The sequence below is a fragment of the Cobetia marina genome, assembly GCF_001720485.1.
Taxonomy (GTDB): Bacteria; Pseudomonadota; Gammaproteobacteria; order Pseudomonadales; family Halomonadaceae; genus Cobetia; species Cobetia marina.
Genome location: NZ_CP017114.1, coordinates 4,076,699 through 4,097,021, shown reverse-complemented (window position 1 = coordinate 4,097,021; position 20,323 = coordinate 4,076,699). Strand labels below are relative to the sequence as shown.

Annotated in this window: 21 protein-coding genes; 18 read left to right on the top strand and 3 right to left on the bottom strand. The window is 62.4% G+C overall.

Features of this window, described 5'->3' with window-relative positions; genetic code table 11:
• Positions 1 to 439: 439 nt before the first annotated feature.
• The 11 genes from BFX80_RS17355 (at position 440) to BFX80_RS17305 (ending at position 9,007) form a co-directional block, all read left to right on the top strand.
• Positions 440 to 859 (top strand): rhodanese-like domain-containing protein, encoded by a 420-nt coding sequence (locus BFX80_RS17355; protein ID WP_077379673.1) that lies wholly within the window; start codon positions 440 to 442, stop codon positions 857 to 859.
• A gap of 64 nt (positions 860 to 923) precedes the next feature.
• A complete protein-coding gene (secB, locus tag BFX80_RS17350; RefSeq protein WP_077379671.1) occupies positions 924 to 1,427 on the top strand; it encodes a protein-export chaperone SecB in 504 nt (167 codons plus the stop codon).
• Positions 1,428 to 1,621: 194 nt separating this feature from the next.
• On the top strand, positions 1,622 to 2,368 hold the full coding sequence (locus tag BFX80_RS17345) for a 16S rRNA (uracil(1498)-N(3))-methyltransferase (RefSeq protein WP_084209531.1): 747 nt from the start codon (positions 1,622 to 1,624) through the stop codon (positions 2,366 to 2,368).
• Between the two features lie 203 nt (positions 2,369 to 2,571).
• Positions 2,572 to 3,543 (top strand): glutathione synthase, encoded by a 972-nt coding sequence (gene gshB, locus BFX80_RS17340; protein ID WP_077379666.1) that lies wholly within the window; start codon positions 2,572 to 2,574, stop codon positions 3,541 to 3,543.
• A 111-nt stretch (positions 3,544 to 3,654) separates the two neighbouring features.
• On the top strand, positions 3,655 to 4,560 hold the full coding sequence (locus BFX80_RS17335) for a TonB family protein (protein ID WP_077379664.1): 906 nt from the start codon (positions 3,655 to 3,657) through the stop codon (positions 4,558 to 4,560).
• Between the two features lie 15 nt (positions 4,561 to 4,575).
• The gene (locus BFX80_RS17330) at positions 4,576 to 5,133 is read left to right on the top strand and encodes a YqgE/AlgH family protein (protein ID WP_084209530.1); all 558 of its coding nucleotides are present in this window, start codon (positions 4,576 to 4,578) and stop codon (positions 5,131 to 5,133) included.
• Positions 5,126 to 5,581, top strand: a complete 456-nt coding sequence (ruvX, locus tag BFX80_RS17325; RefSeq protein ID WP_077379660.1) for a Holliday junction resolvase RuvX — start codon at positions 5,126 to 5,128, stop codon at positions 5,579 to 5,581. The genes BFX80_RS17330 and ruvX overlap by 8 nt, the downstream gene beginning before the upstream one ends.
• 82 nt (positions 5,582 to 5,663) lie before the next feature.
• Positions 5,664 to 6,212 carry a bifunctional pyr operon transcriptional regulator/uracil phosphoribosyltransferase PyrR gene (pyrR, locus tag BFX80_RS17320; RefSeq protein ID WP_127736567.1) on the top strand — a complete coding sequence of 183 codons (549 nt, stop codon included), beginning with the start codon at positions 5,664 to 5,666 and terminating at the stop codon, positions 6,210 to 6,212.
• Positions 6,209 to 7,261 carry an aspartate carbamoyltransferase catalytic subunit gene (locus BFX80_RS17315; protein WP_084209529.1) on the top strand — a complete coding sequence of 351 codons (1,053 nt, stop codon included), beginning with the start codon at positions 6,209 to 6,211 and terminating at the stop codon, positions 7,259 to 7,261. The genes pyrR and BFX80_RS17315 overlap by 4 nt, the downstream gene beginning before the upstream one ends.
• Positions 7,258 to 8,523, top strand: a complete 1,266-nt coding sequence (locus tag BFX80_RS17310) for a dihydroorotase (RefSeq protein WP_084209528.1) — start codon at positions 7,258 to 7,260, stop codon at positions 8,521 to 8,523. The genes BFX80_RS17315 and BFX80_RS17310 overlap by 4 nt, the downstream gene beginning before the upstream one ends.
• Before the next feature lie 298 nt (positions 8,524 to 8,821).
• Positions 8,822 to 9,007, top strand: coding sequence for a tautomerase family protein (locus BFX80_RS17305; RefSeq protein ID WP_084209527.1), 186 nt, complete (start codon positions 8,822 to 8,824; stop codon positions 9,005 to 9,007).
• A gap of 237 nt (positions 9,008 to 9,244) precedes the next feature.
• On the opposite strand, the gene serA is transcribed toward BFX80_RS17305, so the two are convergent.
• Entirely contained in the window at positions 9,245 to 10,495 is a 1,251-nt protein-coding gene (gene serA, locus BFX80_RS17300; RefSeq protein ID WP_077379652.1) for a phosphoglycerate dehydrogenase, read from the bottom strand.
• Positions 10,496 to 10,807: 312 nt separating this feature from the next.
• On the opposite strand from serA, the gene xseB reads away from it, so the two are divergent.
• The 5 genes from xseB to BFX80_RS17275 all read left to right on the top strand — a co-directional run bounded on the left by xseB (position 10,808) and on the right by BFX80_RS17275 (position 16,677).
• Entirely contained in the window at positions 10,808 to 11,092 is a 285-nt protein-coding gene (gene xseB, locus BFX80_RS17295) for an exodeoxyribonuclease VII small subunit (RefSeq protein WP_077379650.1), read from the top strand.
• A 26-nt stretch (positions 11,093 to 11,118) separates the two neighbouring features.
• Positions 11,119 to 12,018: a polyprenyl synthetase family protein gene (locus tag BFX80_RS17290; RefSeq protein ID WP_084209853.1), complete on the top strand. Its 900-nt coding sequence runs from the start codon at positions 11,119 to 11,121 to the stop codon at positions 12,016 to 12,018.
• 12 nt (positions 12,019 to 12,030) lie between these two features.
• On the top strand, positions 12,031 to 13,953 hold the full coding sequence (dxs, locus tag BFX80_RS17285; RefSeq protein WP_084209526.1) for a 1-deoxy-D-xylulose-5-phosphate synthase: 1,923 nt from the start codon (positions 12,031 to 12,033) through the stop codon (positions 13,951 to 13,953).
• A 188-nt stretch (positions 13,954 to 14,141) separates the two neighbouring features.
• Positions 14,142 to 14,765, top strand: coding sequence for a glutathione S-transferase family protein (locus tag BFX80_RS17280; protein WP_084209525.1), 624 nt, complete (start codon positions 14,142 to 14,144; stop codon positions 14,763 to 14,765).
• A 607-nt stretch (positions 14,766 to 15,372) separates the two neighbouring features.
• Positions 15,373 to 16,677, top strand: a complete 1,305-nt coding sequence (locus BFX80_RS17275) for a DUF4172 domain-containing protein (RefSeq protein ID WP_084209524.1) — start codon at positions 15,373 to 15,375, stop codon at positions 16,675 to 16,677.
• 141 nt (positions 16,678 to 16,818) lie between these two features.
• Here BFX80_RS17275 and trhA read toward each other — a convergent pair whose 3' ends face one another.
• Together trhA and ribA are read right to left on the bottom strand one after the other, a co-directional pair.
• Positions 16,819 to 17,523, bottom strand: a complete 705-nt coding sequence (gene trhA, locus BFX80_RS17270) for a PAQR family membrane homeostasis protein TrhA (RefSeq protein ID WP_084209523.1) — start codon at positions 17,521 to 17,523, stop codon at positions 16,819 to 16,821.
• A gap of 135 nt (positions 17,524 to 17,658) precedes the next feature.
• Positions 17,659 to 18,294, bottom strand: coding sequence for a GTP cyclohydrolase II (ribA, locus tag BFX80_RS17265; protein ID WP_077379640.1), 636 nt, complete (start codon positions 18,292 to 18,294; stop codon positions 17,659 to 17,661).
• A 339-nt stretch (positions 18,295 to 18,633) separates the two neighbouring features.
• On the opposite strand from ribA, the gene hemE reads away from it, so the two are divergent.
• Together hemE and BFX80_RS17255 are read left to right on the top strand one after the other, a co-directional pair.
• The gene (hemE, locus tag BFX80_RS17260; protein ID WP_077380000.1) at positions 18,634 to 19,731 is read left to right on the top strand and encodes a uroporphyrinogen decarboxylase; all 1,098 of its coding nucleotides are present in this window, start codon (positions 18,634 to 18,636) and stop codon (positions 19,729 to 19,731) included.
• A 56-nt stretch (positions 19,732 to 19,787) separates the two neighbouring features.
• Positions 19,788 to 20,159, top strand: coding sequence for a VanZ family protein (locus tag BFX80_RS17255; protein ID WP_127736564.1), 372 nt, complete (start codon positions 19,788 to 19,790; stop codon positions 20,157 to 20,159).
• Positions 20,160 to 20,323 lie beyond the last annotated feature (164 nt).

Sequence of the window (20,323 nt, the reverse complement as noted above, 5' to 3'; positions counted from 1 at the left end):
ACGAATGAATCCTCTGGAGCAGGACGGCAGGGGCAATCGCGCAGGGTGGCTGTCAGGCGATCACGTGCCTGTCATGTCCTGCGGGCATCCTCTGCCGTCTTCCTCATCCGGTGCGTTCACCGCTTGCTGCACGGGTGAGGCAAGATGTAGTGATAAAACTACCTGCTCATTCTGACCTCTATTAGAGAGGCGGTAAGGTGCCGAGTGCAAGTGCTGGAAGCGTATCGGCAAGATTGGATTCCCCTATCGCGGGCAAGTTCAGTGCGTCCCCGTGGCGCAGGCGAGGGCAGGGCGGCGTTACGCCTTTTTGATGCCATGTCGCGGGCATTCATGACAGGGGCTGTCATGTATAATGCTGGCTCCGTTACCTCGGGTAGCGGTCTATTTCCTTTGCCGCGTACGTACCGGCATGCACGTCACAGCGGAGTTAGCCCGTCTCATGATCGAACAGCTGCTTCAGTTCGCGCAGAATCATCCCTTGCTGGTGGGCGCCTTCGTCGCCCTGCTGGTCGCCCTCATCGTCATGGAAACCATGCGTGGCAACCACGGGGTCAGCGTCAGCGAGGCCACGCGACTGGTCAATCGCGAAGAGGGTGTCTTCATCGACATCCGCGACAGCAAGGAATACAAGGCCGGCCACATCGCCGGTGCCGTCAATGTTCCCAGCAGTCAGCTTGCCAGCGCGACCACGCCGCTGGACAAGTACAAGGACCGTCCGGTGATCATCGTCTGCAAGCATGGTCAGACCGCTGGACCGCTGGTGGCGCGCCTGGAGAAGGCCGGCTTCAAGCAGGCGGTCAAGCTCAAGGGTGGCATGGGTCAGTGGGAAGCCGACAGTCTGCCGGTCGTGACTCGCTGAGCGACCTGCGGGAAGCAGGCCGATGGCCCAACAATAATTCTCCGTACATTCAAGGATATGTCTCATGGCTGAAGAACAGAACGCACAGGCGGCACAGGGTGCCGAACAGGCTCAGGATCAGCTCCAGTTCGCCCTGCAGCGCATCTATGTGAAGGACGTGTCCTTCGAAGCGCCGAATTCTCCGGCGGTCTTCTCCCAGCCGTTCCAGCCGAAGGTCAGCCTGGAACTGGATACCGAGCACCAGCAGGTCGGTGAAGAGCTCTTCGAGGTGTCCATCAAGGTCACCGCCCAGGTCTCCAACGGTGAAGACCAGACCACCGCCTTCCTGGCCGAGGTCGAGCAGGCCGGTCTGTTCCGCATCGCCGGTCTGTCCGCCGAGCAGCTGGATCACACCCTGGGGGCCTTCTGCCCGAACGTGCTGTTCCCGTACGCGCGTGAAGCCGTCGACAATCTGGTCAACCGCGGCAGCTTCCCTCCGCTGATGCTGGCACCGGTCAACTTCGAAGCCATGTACGCTCAGCGCAAGCAGCGTGAAGCGCAACAGGCGGGTGAAGCCACCGCTCACTGATCCGTGAGACGGCCAGCAATGGCCGTGAGATGGCAATGACAGTGACGGGCCCCAGTGGCCCGTCACTGCGTTGGTGGCCACCATGATGGCCGTGCTTTCCTGAACCTATTTCTCTTCCCCTTTCATCTCCGTGTCGGCGTGCTGAGTGTCTCTCACGGCGCTGCCGCGCGGCGCATTGCTCGCGAGACTTTCCCATGGCCATTCGTCTGCACTGTCCCGATCTTGATCTCCATGTCAGCGCCGGGGCGACCTTTGCACTGCCCGAGGGGCCTGCACGCCATCTCGGTCTGGTGTTGCGGGCCCGGGTGGGCAGCGAAGCACAGCTGTTCGATGGGCACGGGCAGGAAGTGCGCGTGTCGCTCGAGGAGGTGTCCCGCAAGGGGGTCAGCGTGCGGGTGATCGAGGCGGTCGCCAATGACAGCGAGTCGCCACTGGCAGTGCATCTGGGCCAGGCGATCTCCAAGGGCGATCGCATGGATTACGCCATCCAGAAGGCCTGTGAGCTCGGGGTCGCTGCCATCACCCCGCTTTACACCGCGCGTGGCGACGTCAAGCTCAAGGGCGAGCGCGCCGACAAGAAACTCGCGCATTGGCAGGGCGTGGCGGCAAGCGCCTGTGAGCAGTGCGGTCGCAGCGTGGTGCCGGTGGTGCATGCGCCGATTCCCATGGCCCAGTGGCTGGATGAGCGCGATGAGCCACTTCGCCTGATATTGCAGCCGGGCGGTGCCGAGGCGCTGAATGCCGCCGAGAGCGAGGGCGGCGTGACGCGTGCCAGCCTGCTGATCGGCCCTGAGGGCGGCTTCACGCCGGAAGAAGTCACCCAGGCGGCTGGCGCGGGGTGTGACGTCCTGGGGCTGGGCCCACGGATACTGCGTACCGAGACGGCGCCGGTGGTCGCGCTGACGCTGTTGCAGCAGCGCTTCGGCGATCTGCCGCGCTAGGCAGGATGACACCAGCATTGTTGAAGCCCCGGCAACACTGCGTGAGGCCTTGAGCGTCCTCATGTCAGTGGTGGGCAGCGTGGTGCTGCTGCATACTTGTCCCATCTTCCCGCGCAACCCGTTTCGGGGTATCGCGCCGGGTAACATCCGCTTTTCTCATTGCCGGCCGGCTGGGTCGGCAGTGTCGTCAGAAGGTTGCCTCGATGACTGCTCGCAAGCTCAAGATCGGCGTGGTGATGGACCCGATGTCCAGCGTCACCTACAAGAAGGACACCACCCTGGCCATGCTGTGGGCCGCCGCCCAGCGTGGCTGGTCGTTGCATTACCTGGAGCAGGAAGATCTCTATCTCGAGAATGGCCGTGCGATGGGACGGATGCGGGATCTCGAGGTCTATCGGGATCCTGATCACTTCTATCAGCTGGGCGAGGTCGTCGCGACGCCGCTGGCCGAGCTTGACGTGATTCTGATGCGCAAGGACCCGCCCGTCGACGAGCACTTCCTGAACGCGGTCCACCTGCTGGGCTTCGCCGAACGTGAAGGCGTGCTGGTCGTCAACCCGACGGCCGCGCTGTTGACCTGCAACGAGAAGCTGTTCGCGCAGCAGTTCACCCAGTGCATTCCGCCGACGACCGTCTCGGCCAATGACAAGGTGTTGCGCGCCTTCCACGCGGAGCATGGCAATGTCATCTTCAAGCCGCTCGATGGCATGGGCGGCAGCGGTATCTTCCACGTCGCCGAAGATGGTCGCAATCTGGGATCGGTAATCGAGCAGCTGACCCTGCGTGGCCAGCGTCAGATCATGGCACAGCGTTACGTGCCGGAGATCAGTGCCGGCGATACCCGCATCCTGCTGGTCGATGGTGAGCCGGTGCCGTTCGGTCTGGCGCGCATTCCCAGCGCCGGAGAAACGCGTGGCAATCTGGCGGCTGGAGGACGTGGTGAGTCGCGTGAGCTGACGGATCGCGATTACTGGCTGGTCGAGCAGGTCAAGCCGGTGGTGAAGTCGCTGGGACTGATGTTCGTCGGTCTGGACGTGATCGGGGATTACATCACCGAGATCAACGTCACCAGCCCGACCTGCGTGCGTGAAATCGATGACCAGCGCGGTACGGACATCGCCGGGCTGCTGATGGATGCCATCGAGGCACGCCTCACGGCGCAGCAGTCCGCTTGATTGCCGTCGTCAATGGCGTCGGTGGCGTCAGATGGCGGCCAGCAAGTTCGCAGTAAACGGCAGGGATGCCGAAGCTGACACGACAGCGGTTTCGCAGACAGGGAGTGGGGCATGGCAGCACCCGTCGAGTGGTGGGGAGTCAACCATAGCGTGACCGATCCGATCACCTACGTGCCGGTGACCCGGATGCATCGTCGCGTGGTGGCCTGGGGCGCGGCACTGGGGGTGCATGCGGTGGTCGGCTGGTGGCTGCTGGGGAGTGGCCTGATGGTGCCTCCTCAGGTGCCGCCATTGCCTGACCCGGTGATGCTCGACGTCACGCTGGTCAGCCAGGCCAGCTCACGTGCCGTCACATCGGATGTCGTCGCCGAGCAGGATCAGCAGGCCAGTGGAAGCGGGCGTGAGGCGGCGGTGCAAGCCGGGCCAGCCAGTCAGACGCCCCCCCGGGCGGGTGAGCAGAGAGCTCCCGTCAGCGGCGAGGCCCCGGTGCCCGAGGCAGCTGCCGTGCCCCTGGTGTTGCCGGAGCGCATCCCGGAGGTCATCGCGACCCGCAATGATTCGCCACAGCAGGTCTCGCATTCCGAGATCCTGCCGGATACGCCGGACAATGAGCAGGAAGCCATCGAGCAGGATGTCGGGGCGATCCAGGCCTCGGGCCAGACCCGCGAGGTGGCCGGTGATGTGGCCTCGCGCAAGGCGGCCCGCGCCTCGGCGCGGGCTCGCTACATCAATGACTGGACCGGCACGGTGCAGTCCTTCGGCAATCTCCACTATCCCGCGCCCGCCAATCTGAGCGGGGAGCTGCGCATTCGTGCCGTCGTGTTGCCCAGCGGTCAGCTTGAGTACGCGGAAGTGTTACAATCCTCGGGACATGCCGAGCTCGACCAGGCGGCTCTGGATACGGTCTATGGCGCGGCCCCCTATGCTCCCTTCGATGAGAGTCTCAGGGGCATGAGCCAACTGACCATCACCCGCATCTGGCGATTCGGCCCCGGCAACGATTCTGGCGCGCCCTGACGCCTCGGGAGGACCATGCAAAGTCTGCGAGACCATTTCCTGCTGGCGATGCCTCATCTCGATGATGACAACTTTTCCGGCTCGCTGAGTTACCTCTGTGATCACGATGAAAAGGGCACCTTGGGTGTCATCGTCAACAAGCCCATCAAGCTGACCATGCGTGGTCTGTTCGAGCAGCTCGAGATCGCGGCGGACAGCTGCGAGTGCCTGGAAGACGTCGTCTATTATGGCGGCCCCGTGCACAAGGACCGCGGCTTCATCCTGCACCGTGGCCAGTCCGCGGAATGGGATTCCAGCCTGCAGGTGACGGATGAGCTGGCCCTTACGACCTCGCTGGATATTCTCAAGGCGATCGCCGACAACAAGGGGCCGGAAGATTTCATGGTCTGCCTCGGCTGTGCTGGCTGGGAGCCTGACCAGCTGACGAATGAGCTCAAGGAGAACAGTTGGCTGATCGTCGAAGGCGACAGCGGCATTCTCTTTGATGCCGACAGCGAGTCGCGCCTTGATGCAGCGGCCCGCAAGCTGGGTGTCAACATGAGCCTGATGTCACGGGAGATCGGGCATGGCTGAGCGGGTCGTCAGCCGGACGGTACTGGCCTTCGATTTCGGTACGCGCCGTATCGGGGTGGCAGTGGGCACCGAGATGCTGGGCACGGCCTCACCGCTGGTGCCTCTGCACGTGCGTGACGGTATCCCGGACTGGAATGTGGTCACTCGTCTGATCGAGGAGTGGCAGCCGGATCTGTTCGTGGTGGGATTGCCACTGGAGCTGGACGGCACCGAAAGCCTGATGTGCAGCCGTGCCCGCAAGTTTGGCAAGCGTCTGTACGGCCGATATGGCAAGCCGCTGGAGATGTGGGATGAGCGTGGTTCCACCAAGGCGGCCAAGGGGCTGGCACGTGAACGCGGTCACCGCGGCAACTATCGTGATGATGGCGTGGATGGCCTCGCCGCTCAGCTGATACTCGAGAGCTGGTTTGCAAGCCAGCGAGGCGAGGGCGACCTTGTCGGTTACTGAATACCCCACCCGCTTCCTTCACGGAAGCGGGTTTTTTTTGTCTGTCTGCCGCCGCTGGCGGAAGTATGAGGATGCGATACCCATGCAACATTCCGAGGTACACGACGACCACGAGACGCTGCCCGATGTGGAAGCGCTTCTCGAGGCGATGACCGAAGAGCTCGAGTTGTTGTTCGAGCGTCGTGAGATCGAGCGTGAGCGGCTGATTCCTGTCGGCATTCATACCGGCGGGGTATGGATTGCCCAGGCACTGCGTGAGCGTCTGGGGCTCAGCGAAGCGTTGGCGACGCTGGACATCGGTTTCTGGCGAGATGATTTCGGGCACAAGGGGTTGCCGGACGCCGGCAAGGGCTCACAGCTGCCGGATATCGAGAATCGCGATCTTCTGCTGGTCGACGATGTGTTGATGAGTGGTCGCACCGTGCGTGCTGCGCTCAATGAACTGTTCGATTACGGGCGTCCACGACGCGTATTGCTGGCCTGTCTGCTGGAGCTGCCGGGGCGTGAACTGCCGGTTCAGCCGGATGCGCTGGGCGCCAGTCTGGCCCTGGCGCCCGGCAAGCGCATCAAGCTGGAAGGGCCGGATGCCTTGCGTCTGACGTTGGTGGATACCGGGGAGAGTGCGGCATGAACCTGTTCGATCTCACCCAGGCCAGCGCAGAGGTGCGTGCGGCCTCCCCGTCCCAGGTCCAGCTTGACGAGCAGGGGCGTATGCGCCACTTCCTGGATATCGAAGGCTTGCCGCGTGCAGTCCTGACCGAGATTCTCGACACGGCGGATCACTTCCGCGGCATCGGTGATGCCGAGGTCAAGAAGGTGCCTCTGCTGCGGGGGCGTACGGTGGCCAATCTGTTCTTCGAGAACTCCACGCGTACCCGGGCCACCTTCGAGCTCGCCGCCAAGCGCCTGTCGGCGGATGTGCTCAACCTGGACATCAAGACGTCTTCCGCAGCCAAGGGCGAGTCACTGATGGACACGCTGGTCAATCTCGAGGCCATGCAGGCGGATGCCTTCGTGGTGCGCCATGGTGACTCGGGCGCGGCGCACTTTATCGCCAGCCAGATCACGCCCCATGTGGCGATCATCAACGCCGGTGACGGGCGTCATGCCCACCCGACCCAGGCGATGCTCGACATGCTGACCATTCGTCGCCACAAGGGTGATTTTGCCAACCTGCGCGTCGCCATCGTCGGTGACATCCTGCATTCGAGAGTCGCGCGCTCGCAGATTCTGGCACTCAACACCCTGGGGGCAGCCGAGGTGCGTGTCGTGGCCCCCAGGACACTGCTGCCCGTGGGCGTCGAGACATTGGGCTGCCAGGTGTTCACCGAGCTTGAAGCCGGGCTCAAGGATGTCGATGTCGTCATCATGTTGCGTCTGCAGAAGGAGCGCATGGATGGCGCGCTGCTGCCCTCGGAGTCGGAATACTATCGTCGCTACGGCCTGACCCGCGAAAGCCTCGCCCACGCGCATCCTGAGGCGGTAGTGATGCATCCGGGACCCATCAATCGAGGTGTCGAGATCGAGTCCGCCGTCGCGGATGGTCCGCGCTCGCTGATCCTCGATCAGGTCACCAATGGCATCGCCGTCCGGATGGCGGTGCTGTCGATGGCGGTATCAGGCCAGATGAAGGCGCGCGCTGAGCGCAGAAATGAACGTTCTCGAGGAGCTGGAGCATGAAACTCAGCCTCATCAATGCTCGGGTCATCGACCCCTCCAGTGGCCGCGATGGCCAGTATGACCTGCACCTCGAAGAGGGGCGTCTGGTCGCGATCGGTGCGCCACCGCGTGGCTTCGTCGCGGATGAGCAGCAGGACCTCTCGGGCAAGCTTGTCGTGCCGGCCTTCGCTGACCTGGGGGCCCATCTGCGTGATCCCGGACCGCGCTACAAGGGCAGCCTGGCCAGTGAATCGGCCGCGGCACTGGCAGGGGGATACAGCGTCATCCTGCCTCGTCCGGATACCAGTCCGGTGCTCGACAGTGCCTCTCACGTGCGCACCCTGCTTGATCGCGCTCGCGATGTGGCAGGTGTCAGGGTGGCCCCCCTGGGAGCGCTGACCCAGGGGCTGGAAGGGGAGCTGCTCGCCAACATGGCCGCACTCAAGTCCGCCGGTTGTGTCGCCTTGACCAACCTGCGCAGGCCGATCCGTGATCTTGGTGTGCTGCGACGTTGTCTGGAATATGCACGCACCTTCGATATCACGGTGGTCTTCCAGGCACAGGAAGCCACCTTGGCGGGGCAGGGGTGCGCGCACGAGGGGGCCATCGCGTCACGCCTCGGATTGGCAGGAATTCCCGAATCGGCAGAGACCATCGCGCTGACCCAATGGCTGCTGCTGATCGAGCAGACCGGCGTGAGGGCGCATGTCTCGCTGCTTTCCAGTGCTCGCGCGGTGGAGCTGGTGCGTGATGCCAAGGCCCGAGGGCTGGATATCACCGCGGATGTCTCGATCGCCCAGTTGCATTGGACCGATGAGCAGCTGGAAGGCTTTGATGCCAACTTCCATCTTCAGCCGCCTCTGCGCAGTGCCGACGATCGTGAGGCACTTCGTGCCGCTGTCGCCGATGGCACCATCGATGCGATCGTCAGTGACCACCTGCCACATGAGGCGGCCGCGAAATGTGCGCCTTTCGCGGTCTCCGAGCCCGGCATGACCAGTCTGGAAACCGTGCTGCCGCTTGGGCTGGCGCTGGTCAAGGCCGAGATGATCAAGCTGCCGCGCCTGATCGAGACCCTGACGTTCAGCGCCCGGCGCTTCGGGCTCAAGGGGGGCATGCTGAAGGAAGGTGAGTATTGTGATCTCGCGGTGATTGATATGGAGCAGAAATGGCGTGTCTCCAGCGAGACGCTGGCAAGTGCTGGACATAATACGCCACTGCTCGGCATGCAGTTGACCGGGCGTGTCGAACGCGTGCTGTTGGGCGATACGCGCTACGCTTGAAAGATGTTTCACGTGGAACATCCATGCTTCACCAGGAGGCCGGTCTCTTGAGGTCAGTCTCCGGGTGGCTGGTTACAACTTGCTGATAAGTCTGTGATTTCATGGCTTGTGGTGCTTGGGAGCTGTTGGTTGCTTCGCAGAGAAGCCAGTGCCGACCTGGGCAACATGTCCGCCACGATCAGCAGATGTTTCACGTGGAACATCGATGCCCGGCATCACGGCACATGGCCAGCATGTCGTTGCGCGAGCCTCGAGTGCTGGGAAAGAGAATGTTGGAACATATAAGGAAGTCGAAAGCATGCCCATGATTCGTGCGGAATTCATCAGTGGCAAGACAGAGGCACAGAAACGGGAACTGGTCGAAGCCTTGACCTGTGAGACAGCTCGCGTACTGGAGGTGCGCAAGGAGTCGGTATGGATCGTACTGCAGGAAGTCGAGCCGGAAAACTGGGCGGTTGCGGGTACGCCATTGTCAGACCGCTGAGTGCAATGGGCGCGATGGTCACTGCTGTTCACAAGCGTCGTGTCGTGATACAAGTGATTGAATATATTTGATTTTACCAAAAAATCGAAGATGTTCCACGTGAAACAGTCAGTGCGTCATCGCCTCTCTGTTCCGAGTCGTATTGAAAAAAACGCCGCAGCCTGATGGCTGCGGCGTTCTTGTATCAGCGACATCCCCACGGCCATGGTTCCGTCACTGTGACGTGCACTGTCGGATTCACCCTTCGAAATCAGCTTCCGAGTAGAGAGTACGAATGCGCAGCGTATGGTCGACGGTCTTGAGGGCCTCGAGTGCCTTCTTGCCGTAGGCCTTGTCGACATCGATGACCACATAACCGACGGTATTGTTGGTCTGCAGGTACTGGCCGGAAATGTTGATGCCTTCCTCGGACAGTACGCGGTTGATGTGAGACATCACGCCCGGCACGTTGTCGTGGATGTGCAGCAGACGGTGCTTCTCCGGGTGGGCCGGCAGCGCGACCTCCGGGAAGTTGACGGAGCCGATGGTGGTGCCGTTGTCGGAGTAGGTCACCAGCTTCTCCGCCACTTCCACGCCAATGTTTTCCTGAGCTTCCATGGTGGAACCACCCACGTGCGGCGTCAGAATGACATTGTCGAACTCGCGAAGCGGGGAGACGAACTCTTCACCATTGCCTTTCGGTTCGACCGGGAAGACGTCGATGGCCGCGCCCAGCAGCTTGCCGCTGGAGAGGGCTTCGGCGAGGTCCTCAATCACCACGGTGGTACCGCGAGCGGCGTTGATGAAGACACTGTTCTGCTTCATCAGCGCGAACTGCTGCTTGCCCATCATCCACTTGGTGGAGGGGATTTCCGGGACGTGCAGGGTGACGATGTCAGCGCGCGCCAGCAGTTCTTCCAGGCTTGCCACCTGGCGGGCATTGCCCATGCCCAGCTTGGTGACCGCATCATAGTAGATGACATCCAGACCGAGAGATTCGCTCAGTACGGACAGCTGCGAGCCGATGCTGCCGTAGCCGACGATGCCCAGTGTCTTGCCCCGGACTTCATGGCTGTTCTTGGCAGTTTTCATCCACTGGCCACGGTGCGCCTTGGCGCTCTTTTCCGGCACGCCACGCATCAGCATGATCGCTTCTGCCAGTACCAGCTCGGCGACGGAGCGGGTATTGGAGTAGGGCGCATTGAAGACCGGGATGCCGCGCTTGAGTGCAGCTTCCAGATCGACCTGATTGGTGCCGATGCAGAAGCAGCCGATGGCGGTGAGCTTCTCGGCAGCGCTGATCACGCGCTCGTTGAGCTGGGTGCGGGAGCGGATGCCGATGAAGTGCACATCACGGATCTTCTCGATCAGTTCGTCCTCGGCGAGCGAGGTCTGAAGCAGCTCGATGTTGGTGTAACCCGCGTTGAGGAAGTTATCCACGGCGGATTGGTGGACACCCTCGAGCAATAGAATCTTGATCTTGCTCTTGTCCAGGGACGTCTTGGCCATTGTCGAATCAACCCTCTCGCCGGTCATGCCGACGTTTCTGTTCGTTTGGTCTTTTTCATGTCCTGCTGGCGTGTCACGCCTTTAGAAAATGCCAGAAAAACAGCGGGGCGTGCTGTCAACAGGGGGGCAAAGAATATCACAGCTGGTGCGGGCCCCGGTTGAAATGTCCAATCGGTCAGCATGAAAAATGCACAGCTTGAAACGAGTGGTCACGCCGGTGTCGGGTGGGCAGCGTCACAGGGCCCATCAGGTTATACTGGCATATCACATGGACATCCCGGGTTCAGCCCGGTCTGATCAGCGAGAGCACTCATGGCCGAACAGGAAGCGCCGCAGGATTTCGCCGCCACCCTTGCGCGTCTCGAGGGATTGGTGACGCAACTGGAAGCCGGCGACATGTCGCTGGAAGCGTCATTGGGCGCTTTCGAGGAGGGAGTGCGTCTGGCGCGTGAAGCACAACGACGGCTCGACGACGCCGAGCTGCGTCTGCAGGCCTTGGTCGAAGGGCCTGATGGCACGCTGGTGTCCACTGCATTCGAAGCGCCCGAGATGCCCGGCAGTTCCGTCGGCGCAGGGGATGAGGAGAACGATTGGTGATGTCAGGTGCATCGACGACGCAAGCCATGCCGTCCGCGCAGGCAAGCGAATTGATTCGTGGTGGGCAGGCGCGTAGCGAGGCCGTGCTCGAGGCATTGCTCAGTCCAGCGGGGGCGGTCAGTGATCGGCTGGAAGAGGCCATGCGTTACAGCGTGCTGGGAGGTGGCAAGCGACTGCGGCCTGTCCTGCTGTACGCTGCCGGACGTGCGCTGGGAGGCGATGAGGACGAGGCAGGGCGTGCAGCGCTGGATGCCACTGCGGCCGCTCTGGAGCTTGTCCATGCCTATTCACTGGTTCACGATGACCTGCCGGCGATGGATGACGACGACCTGCGCCGTGGCCAGCCCACCGTCCATCGCGCCTTCGATGAGGCGACCGCGATTCTGGCGGGCGATGCCCTGCTGAGCCTGGCCTTCGAGGTCATTGCCGATACCGCACATGCGAGAACGCCAGCCCTGATACGCACCCTCGCGGAGGCTTCCGGTCGACGTGGCATGGTGGCGGGGCAGGCGCTGGATCTCGAGGCGGTGGGGCAGTTCCGAGAGGTCGAGGCGCTGTCACGCATGCACGCCTACAAGACTGGCGCGCTGATTCGCTCGGCTGTTCGTCTTGGCGGGCTGGTGGCGGTCGAGGAATCGGATTCGCGTCTTGAGGCTCTCGAGCGCTACGCTTCTGCCATCGGCCTGGCTTTCCAGATTCAGGATGACATCCTGGATGTGACCGGCGATACCGCCACGCTGGGCAAGACTGCCGGTGCGGATGCTGCACGCGACAAGCCGACCTACCCGTCATTGCTTGGCCTGGAAGGAGCCCGAACCCGGGCAGGTCAGTTATTGGACGAGGCCCTGGATGCCCTGGCACCGCTGGGAGAGGCCGCAGAGCCTCTCGCGGTGCTGGCGCGCTACATGATCGAGCGAGACCACTGATTCCTGACGCCTATGAAGCTGTTTGACGAGATACCTGAGGCGCGCCCCGCGACGCCATTGCTCGATGCGGTCGAGACACCAGACGCACTGCGGGCCATGAGTCCGGCACAGCTGCGCCAGCTGGCCGATGAATTGCGCGCCTTCCTGCTTTACAGCGTCGGCTGCACCGGGGGGCACTTCGGTGCCGGCCTCGGTGTCGTCGAGCTGACGGTTGCCCTGCATCATGCGCTGGAAACCCCGCGTGATCGCCTGGTATGGGATGTCGGTCATCAGGCCTATCCCCACAAGATCCTGACCGGCCGGCGCGACGCCATGCACAGCATGCGTCAATACAACGGCCTGTCTGCCTTCCCCAAGCGCGCCGAGAGTGACTACGACACCTTCGGGGTGGGACATTCCAGCACCTCGATCAGCGCCGCGCTGGGCATGGCACTGGGCGCGCGTACCGCGGGAGAATCCCGTCGCGCCTGTGCGGTGATCGGTGATGGCGCCCTGACGGCCGGCATGGCCTTCGAGGCGCTGGCGCATGCCGGGCACGTCAAGGCCAACCTGCTGGTCGTGCTCAACGACAACGAGATGTCGATCTCGGAAAATGTCGGCGGTCTGGCGAGCTATCTGGCGCGTATCCTGGCCAGCAAGCCCTATACCCAGATGCGCGCCAACGGCAAGAAGCTGCTGTCGCCGCTCCCGGGGGCGCTGGAGCTTGCCAAGCGTACCGAAGAGCACATGAAGGGCTTCATCAGTCCGGCGACGTTGTTCGAGGAGATGGGCTTCAATTACATCGGTCCCATCGATGGGCATGATCTGCCGACGCTGGTCCAGACACTGCGCAACATGCGCGATCTCGAGGGCCCGCAGTTCCTGCATGTGGTGACGCGCAAGGGCAAGGGCTTCCTGCCGGCCGAGCGCGACCCCATCGGCTACCACGCGATCACCAAGCTGGAGAAGGCCTCGTCGGAGCAGGCACGGCAGGCGCCTTCCGTGACGGATGCACCGGCACCCAGGCCGCAGAAGTACTGCAGCGTCTTCGGCAACTGGATCTGTGATGCCGCCGCGGCTGACCCTCGTGTCATCGGTGTCACGCCTGCCATGCGGGAAGGCTCGGATCTGGTGCGTTTCTCGAAGGAATATCCTGATCGCTACTACGATGTCGCCATCGCGGAGCAGCATGCCGTGACGGTGGCGGCCGGCATGGCCTGTGAAGGCATGAAGCCGGTGGTGGCGATCTATTCCACCTTCCTGCAGCGTGGCTATGATCAGTTGATCCATGATGTCGCGGTACAGAAGCTGGATGTCACCTTTGCCATCGATCGCGCGGGACTGGTGGGTGAGGATGGACCGACCCACCACGGCAGCCTCGACATGTCCTTCCTGCGTTGCGTGCCGGAGCTGGTGGTGATGGCGCCGGCGGACGAGAGCGAGTGTCGTGGCATGTTGAGTGCGGCGCTGGCACATCCCGGTCCGGCGGCCGTGCGTTATCCGCGTGGCACCGGACCCGGCGTCGCCACGGGCCATGACCTGACGCCATTGACGATCGGCAAGGGCGAATATCGTCGTCGCATCAGTGCCAGTCCCGACGTGCGTATTGCCATCGTTGCCGTAGGCAGCATGAACACGCCGGTGGCGGAGGTCGCCGAGGCACTGGACGCGACCCACTTCAATCTGCGCTCCATCAAGCCGCTGGATCGCGAGGCCCTGCTGGAGATTGCCGACGAGCATGATCTGGTCGTCACGGTGGAAGAGAATGCCGTGGCAGGCGGTGCGGGTGCCGGCGTGGCAGAGCTCTACCTGAATGCTGGTCTCGCGCAGCCGATGCTGCTGCTGGGACTGCCGGATGACTTCGTCGAGCATGGCAAGCCGGCAGAGCTGCTGCGTGATTGCGGGCTGGATGCGGCTGGCATTCGCGCCAGTATCGAAGGGCGTCTCGCACGCTGAAGTTGCCACCTGGCTCACAGGAACGCCTGTGGATGATTCGAACATTCGAGTTGTCCACAGGCGTTTTTTCTTGCGTGAAAAACGCGCCTGATGCGCCGCACTCTGCTGGCATGATCGACGCTGGCGCGCCATGCTGGGACGGACTGCCGATCCCCTTTTCGCAATGTTGCCAAGGAACGCCCGCCACGATGCTGACTCTCTACAGCTACCCCAATTCCCGCTCACTGCGCGTCGCCTGGACGCTGGAAGAGCTGGAACTCGACTATCGGATCCACAGCCTCGATCTCAAGGCGGGAGAAGGACGCAGCCCCGAGTATCTGGCCATTCATCCCGACGGCAAGGCGCCCGCCATCGTCGAGGGGGAATTGGTACTGTTTGAATCCAGTGCCATCTGTCGCTATCTCGCCGCCCGTGAAGGCCGCCTGATACCGTCTTCGCTGGAAGGTCAGGCGCAGCTAGACCAGTGGCTTAGCTTTCTGACCACCGAACTTGAGCAGCCGCTGTGGACGCTGGCCAAGCACACCTTCGCATTGCCGGAAGAACGACGCTGTGGAGACGTGAAGCAGACCGCGCAGTGGGAATTCCAGCGTGCATTGGGAGCGCTCCAGCGCCGCTTCGAGGGACAGGGCTGGTTGTTGGGCGACGACTTCACCCTCGCTGATCTTTTCCTCGCTCAGGTATTGGGCTGGGCCCACAAGGCGCAGCAGCCGATCCCCTCGTCGCTTGCGCGCTGGATGCAGGAAGCTCTTGCGCGCCCGGCCTGCGCACGGGCGCGTGAGCGTGAGGCCCAGGCTGCCGCCAATCGCCCCTGACACATATGAGACATCTACATCGAGAGATGCCTCTCGCTCTGTCACAGCCATGAAATGAGGCGCGTGAGACAAGGCCTCTGAAAGCTCGCACAAGCGCCAAGGCGCCACCCTGATATCAGGGTGGCGCCTTTTTTGTTTCCAGGCCTCAGGCGGGCTCTCCGGGCGTTCTGTTGCGTCCAAAATCATGGGGCCAGGCGAAGCCTCACGACAGCGGGGCGGGCCACGTACAGCGGGTGGGGCTGCAGGCGAGGTCGCGGCGTCCGAGACCTGTCAGGCGTCATCCGCGCTGCCGGAGTGGCGGCTGATCCGATCTTGAGCGCTTTTCGTATCTAAATGTGATGCGTAATCATCAATATAACATTGAGTTGATTGGTTATTGATCGGTCGTGAGGTCTGAGAGGGCCAGGGAGTCCGGTGCAGCCGCTAAAACGCCATGTGAATCAGTCGCTTGCCTATGACGTGGCGATTGTCAGACATGGATTTGAGTAAAAGTTGATCGGATATCGCAATAAATGATTCTTTCGCATCATTTATTGATTCGATATATCGTTAATTGCGAATCCTCGTGGTATGATTTGCACAGAAACCTCAATGGGGATAACGACTTATGTGGATCTGGCAGCAGCCTGACTGGCCGCAGGGACGACTGGCGATCACGCCTCTGTTGAGCGAGATGAGCGCAACGCAGGCGGTGATGTCACCGTTGGTGGCGCAAGGGCAGCAATTGAAGGCTCGCCAACGTCTGCGCCTCGAAGCCACCTTGCTCAGTGAAGAGATGGAGGCCTGTGCCCGCCTGTCCGGCGTGGTATTTGGCAGGGCCGCATTGCGCGATGCCCTTTACCAGGCATTGGGGCTGGAATCCGGACAGCTGGAAGCGCCTCGTGGGCAGGTGCCGGGGATTGATGTCTTCGTGGATGTCATGCTCGAAGTGGTGCGGACGGCCTTCCAGCCGCTGGCGCGTGAGCAGGTACTGGAATGGCATCGCCGGGTGGGCCCCTTCCTGCCGCGCAGCAGTGGTCAGCGTCTCGGTGAATGGCGTGATGGGCCCCATGAAGCGGTCAGCGGACGTTATGGCCTCAAGCGATTGCGCTACCGAGCGCCTGGCATGACCGGTGATGAACTTGCGGATGAGCTGGAGCGTTTCTGGCAGCGTCTGGAAGAGGAGGAGCCGGAGGCTGGCAATCCCGGAGTGATCAACGCCCTCAGGCTGCATGCCCACTGGCAGGCGCTCTCACCACTGGCGCTGGGCAACGGGTTGATCGGACGCTTGCTGCTGACTCGCTGGTTGACGCGCGTCGATACGCTGGCGGCATTGCAGCAGCAGGGAGAGTGGACGGGGCAGGTGGCGAAACACTGGGAAGCAGAGGCGTTGGAGCAGCTCTGCTGGCGTCGCCAGACATTGTTCACGGTGGTGGCGGAGCGTCAGGAGGAGCTGCGTGAGCTCGAACAGCATTGTCTTGGTACGCCGGGCACCTCGCCGAGTGGGCAAGCGCTTCCACCTGAGCTCAACCGTGCCTTGAATGGCGATGCGGCCGATGAGGTGCTGCCGGGCGACATGAATGCCTGGGTCGCGTGGTGGCTGAGACAGCTGCGCGATGGCGGACGACGGACGGCATCCCACTACCTGAGAGTGCAGCGTGCCGAGCGTCTGTGGATGGAACATGCCAGAACGCCACTGAATTCCCGTCAGCGCGAACTGGTGCTGACCCTGCTGGAGCGTGATGACGACGAGGGTATCGGGCGTGCGGAGTATCGCGCGCTTGTCGAGACCTCAGACCCGACGGCAGCGCGAGATCTCGCCGATCTGACCGCCAAGCAGGTGCTGGAAAGCTATGGTGTCGGGCGCGGCACGCGCTATCGGCTGCCGGTCTTCGCGCCGCAGGAAGACAGCGCCGTGAGAAACGAGTCCTGAAAAGCGCGCCTTGAAAGCGGAAACATCGCGAAAAAAAGCGGGAAGGGTCATGACGACCTTTCCCGCTTTTTTTCATCTGGCTTGCCAGTGCTCTCAAGTCAGTGCTCTCAAGCCAGTGTGCTCAAGAGAGCCGGCCTCGTGTCAGACCTCATACGGCAGCACACCTGTGTAGATCGCGAAGAAGTGGCAGGTGCTGCCGCCGAGCACGAACAGATGCCAGATGGCGTGGTGATAGCGCAGGCGTGTCATCAGGAAGAAGATGACGCCCAGAGTATAGGTGATGCCTCCGGCCACCAGCAGGATGAGCCCCGTCTCGGAGAGCTGCTCGACCAGCAGGGGTGACGCGAACACGATCAGCCAGCCCATCAATAGATAGACGGTGACGCGCAGCGCACTGAAACGCGCTGGCCAGCGCAGCTTGAGAAAGATGCCGCCCAGCGCGAGGGACCAGATGATGGCAAACAGTGTCCAGCCTGTCGGACCCCGCAGATTGACCAGCAGAAAGGGGGTATAGGTGCCAGCGATGAGCAGATAGATGGCGCAGTGGTCCATCAACTGGAAAGCGGACTTGAGGCGTGGGTGGCGGATGCCATGATAGAGCGTCGAGGCAGCGTAGAGCGCGACCAGGGTGATGCCATAGAGGCTGATGCTGATGATCTTCCAGGGATCGGCCTCTGCCGCCAGACAGGCCATCACGATCAGCACCACGGTGCCGATGAGTCCCATGACAGCGCCGAGACCGTGGCTGGCACTATGTAGCCATTCTTCAAACCGGGTATAGAGAGCGGGACGTGACGATGTCTCGGATGACGATGTCGGTGAGGGAGAGGGTGAGGGCTTGCGCATGGTGATGTCTCCGGCGCGGATTCCTCTCAAGCCTACTCTCTATAGGATGACGCCGTCATGTCACGCTCTTTCGCCGCCTTCATGGGCTCTCGATGGGCGGGAGCACATCAGTGCCCCCCTCCCGCATCTCGATCTCTACTCGCTGCGCTCGATATCCACGTCGCTGGCGTGGGTGAAGTCATCGAGTGCCATCATGTGGCCAAGCTTGCCGGCCTTGGTCGAGAGGTATTGCTCGTTGTGCGGGTTCAGACCGGTGGTGATCGGCTGACGCTCGCTGATGGTGACGCCATCGCGGGTGAGCGCATCGACCTTGCGCGGGTTGTTGGTCATCAGCTTGAGGGTGCTGACCCCGAGATGCTCCAGCATCGGGACGCAGATATCGTAGCGGCGCATGTCAGCGCCGAAGCCCAGGCGCTCATTGGCTTCGACGGTATCGGCACCGCCATCCTGCAGCTCATAGGCGCGAATCTTGTTGAGCAGGCCGATGCCGCGCCCTTCCTGACGCAGGTAGAGCAGCACGCCACGCCCTTCGGCGGCAATGCGCTTGAGCGCTTCCTGCAGCTGATAGCCGCAGTCACAGCGCATGGAGAAGAGGGCGTCGCCGGTCAGGCACTCGGAATGCACACGGCCCAGCACCGGGGCACCGTCATCGATGTCGCCCAGGGTCAGAGCGATGTGGTCCTTGCCGGTGGTTTCGTCCTCGAAACCGTGCATGGTGAAGGTCGCCCAGGGGGTTGGCAGCCGCGAGGCGGCGATGAATCGAATGGTCACTGTTCACCTCGAACGCCCGAACAATCGCCGGGCTGAAAAAGCACGGGCATGCGGGGACTCGGCAATGTCTCGATGAGTGATTCACGTCATTGGCGGCCAGCATGCAATCATCAGGCGAGTTTACCAGTCTGAAGCGTGCGACTCATCGCCTGCGATGGAAAAGCGTTGTTGCCGACACCACCACAATCCGTGGAAGCACTTCAGGAGGAGAGGCCGGGCGGGTGTCTGGGCGGAAAGCGAGGGGAAAGCCAATGCATTTGTTGCATCGTCGCGATGGGCGGGATTTTGCTCAGGCTCTGATAGAATGCCGGGACATTCCCGAGCTGATGTGTGATTCCGATGACCCTGAAGAATGATCGCTTCCTGCGCGCGCTGGCCCGTCAGCCGGTTGACCGTACCCCTGTCTGGATGATGCGCCAGGCGGGCCGTTATCTGCCGGAATACCGTGAAATCCGCGGTCAGGCCGGTGGCTTCATGGACCTGTGCATGGACACCGCGCGTGCCTGCGAGGTGACGCTGCAGCCGCTGGAGCGTTTCCCGCTCGATGCCGCCATTCTGTTCTCCGACATCCTGACCATCCCGGATGCCATGGGCCTCGGGCTTTACTTCGAGACAGGTGAAGGTCCGAAATTCCGCAAGACGGTGCGCACCGCCGCGGAAATCGAGGCGCTGAGCGTTCCGAACGTCGAGCGTGATCTCGATTACGTCATGCGTGCCGTCTCGACCATCCGCCGCGAGCTGAACGGTCGCGTACCGCTGATCGGTTTCTCCGGCAGTCCCTGGACGCTGGCGACCTATATGGTCGAGGGCGGTTCCAGCAAGGACTTCCGCCACGTGAAAGGCCTGATGTATTCCAGCCCGGAAGCCATGCATCAGTTGCTCGACACCCTCGCTCAGGCCGTCACCGATTACCTGAACGCCCAGATCGCGGCGGGTGCCCAGGCAGTGCAGATCTTCGATACCTGGGGCGGCACCCTGTCCACACCGGCCTATCTCGAGTTCTCGCTGCGTTACATGGAGCAGATCGTCGCTGGCCTCAAGCCTGACAGCGAAGGCAATCGCGTGCCGGTGATCCTGTTCACCAAGAATGGCGGCCAGTGGCTCGAGCACATCGCCGCCAGCGGTTGTGACGGTGTCGGGCTGGACTGGACCACCGAGATGTCGGATGCGCGCGCGCGCGTCGGCCATCGCGTGGCCTTGCAGGGCAATCTGGACCCGAATGCGCTGTTCGGCACTCCCGCCGCGATTCGTGCCGAAGTCGGCCGCATTCTCGATAGCTACGGTCAGGGGCCTGGCCACATCTTCAACCTGGGGCATGGCATCAGCCAGTTCACTGACCCGGGCAACGTCAATGCTCTGATGGACGCTCTGCATGAGCTGAGCCCCGCCTATCATCAGGATGACACCGCCAACGCCACGCCGCTGGCGCGCGATTGAACCATGTCACTGATGGCTGACAGCCCCGCCGTGTCTTTCATGGCGGGGTATCACGCATGACGCCGCTGGAGCAGCGCCTCGCGCCAAGGCGAGGCTGGGCGTGCGTGGCACTGTTCTGTCTGCTGCTGATCCTGTTCGGCACGCTCACGCCGGGCGAGCCTCACCCGGAGCAGACCTTCCCCTGGGACAAGCTGCAGCATTTCTCCGCCTTCGCCTTGCTGGCACTGACCACGCGGCTGGCCGGGTTGAGCAGTCTGGTCATCCTGCCCGCCTTGCTGCTGCTGGGCGTTGGCATCGAGGGGCTGCAGCTGGTGATTCCCTATCGCGGGGCAGAAGTGCTGGATGCGCTGGCGGATTTCCTCGGCATTCTTGCCGGGCTTGGCTGCCACCTGGGCGGACGTCTGATGGTGCGCCTGAGCCGCCTGTGACGGGCCGTGTGCCAGGCCTCTACCCGCCAGAAGAGGCCTGGCGGGTGAGTCGTTGGTCATCGCGCGTCAACCCCAGTGCCTCGAGATCGTGCACAAGCTCTTTCCACTCCGCGTGTCTTTGGCTATGGTGCTGCGCCTGAGTCCTGTTGATTGATCAGGACTGC

Excerpts from the sequence above, each read along its gene's own strand:
- BFX80_RS17275 (WP_084209524.1), top strand. The coding sequence starts at position 15,373 with ATGTGGATCTGGCAGCAGCCTGACTGGCCGCAGGGACGACTGGCGATC.
- BFX80_RS17310 (WP_084209528.1), top strand. The coding sequence starts at position 7,258 with ATGAAACTCAGCCTCATCAATGCTCGGGTCATCGACCCCTCCAGTGGC.
- BFX80_RS17345 (WP_084209531.1), top strand. The coding sequence starts at position 1,622 with ATGGCCATTCGTCTGCACTGTCCCGATCTTGATCTCCATGTCAGCGCC.
- BFX80_RS17335 (WP_077379664.1), top strand. The coding sequence starts at position 3,655 with ATGGCAGCACCCGTCGAGTGGTGGGGAGTCAACCATAGCGTGACCGAT.
- hemE (WP_077380000.1), top strand. The coding sequence starts at position 18,634 with ATGACCCTGAAGAATGATCGCTTCCTGCGCGCGCTGGCCCGTCAGCCG.
- BFX80_RS17315 (WP_084209529.1), top strand. The coding sequence starts at position 6,209 with ATGAACCTGTTCGATCTCACCCAGGCCAGCGCAGAGGTGCGTGCGGCC.
- BFX80_RS17355 (WP_077379673.1), top strand. The coding sequence starts at position 440 with ATGATCGAACAGCTGCTTCAGTTCGCGCAGAATCATCCCTTGCTGGTG.
- trhA (WP_084209523.1), bottom strand. The coding sequence starts at position 17,523 with ATGCGCAAGCCCTCACCCTCTCCCTCACCGACATCGTCATCCGAGACA.
- xseB (WP_077379650.1), top strand. The coding sequence starts at position 10,808 with ATGGCCGAACAGGAAGCGCCGCAGGATTTCGCCGCCACCCTTGCGCGT.
- BFX80_RS17330 (WP_084209530.1), top strand. The coding sequence starts at position 4,576 with ATGCAAAGTCTGCGAGACCATTTCCTGCTGGCGATGCCTCATCTCGAT.
- BFX80_RS17305 (WP_084209527.1), top strand. The coding sequence starts at position 8,822 with ATGCCCATGATTCGTGCGGAATTCATCAGTGGCAAGACAGAGGCACAG.
- gshB (WP_077379666.1), top strand. The coding sequence starts at position 2,572 with ATGACTGCTCGCAAGCTCAAGATCGGCGTGGTGATGGACCCGATGTCC.
- BFX80_RS17255 (WP_127736564.1), top strand. The coding sequence starts at position 19,788 with ATGACGCCGCTGGAGCAGCGCCTCGCGCCAAGGCGAGGCTGGGCGTGC.
- pyrR (WP_127736567.1), top strand. The coding sequence starts at position 5,664 with ATGCAACATTCCGAGGTACACGACGACCACGAGACGCTGCCCGATGTG.
- BFX80_RS17290 (WP_084209853.1), top strand. The coding sequence starts at position 11,119 with ATGCCGTCCGCGCAGGCAAGCGAATTGATTCGTGGTGGGCAGGCGCGT.
- BFX80_RS17280 (WP_084209525.1), top strand. The coding sequence starts at position 14,142 with ATGCTGACTCTCTACAGCTACCCCAATTCCCGCTCACTGCGCGTCGCC.
- secB (WP_077379671.1), top strand. The coding sequence starts at position 924 with ATGGCTGAAGAACAGAACGCACAGGCGGCACAGGGTGCCGAACAGGCT.
- serA (WP_077379652.1), bottom strand. The coding sequence starts at position 10,495 with ATGGCCAAGACGTCCCTGGACAAGAGCAAGATCAAGATTCTATTGCTC.
- ruvX (WP_077379660.1), top strand. The coding sequence starts at position 5,126 with ATGGCTGAGCGGGTCGTCAGCCGGACGGTACTGGCCTTCGATTTCGGT.
- dxs (WP_084209526.1), top strand. The coding sequence starts at position 12,031 with ATGAAGCTGTTTGACGAGATACCTGAGGCGCGCCCCGCGACGCCATTG.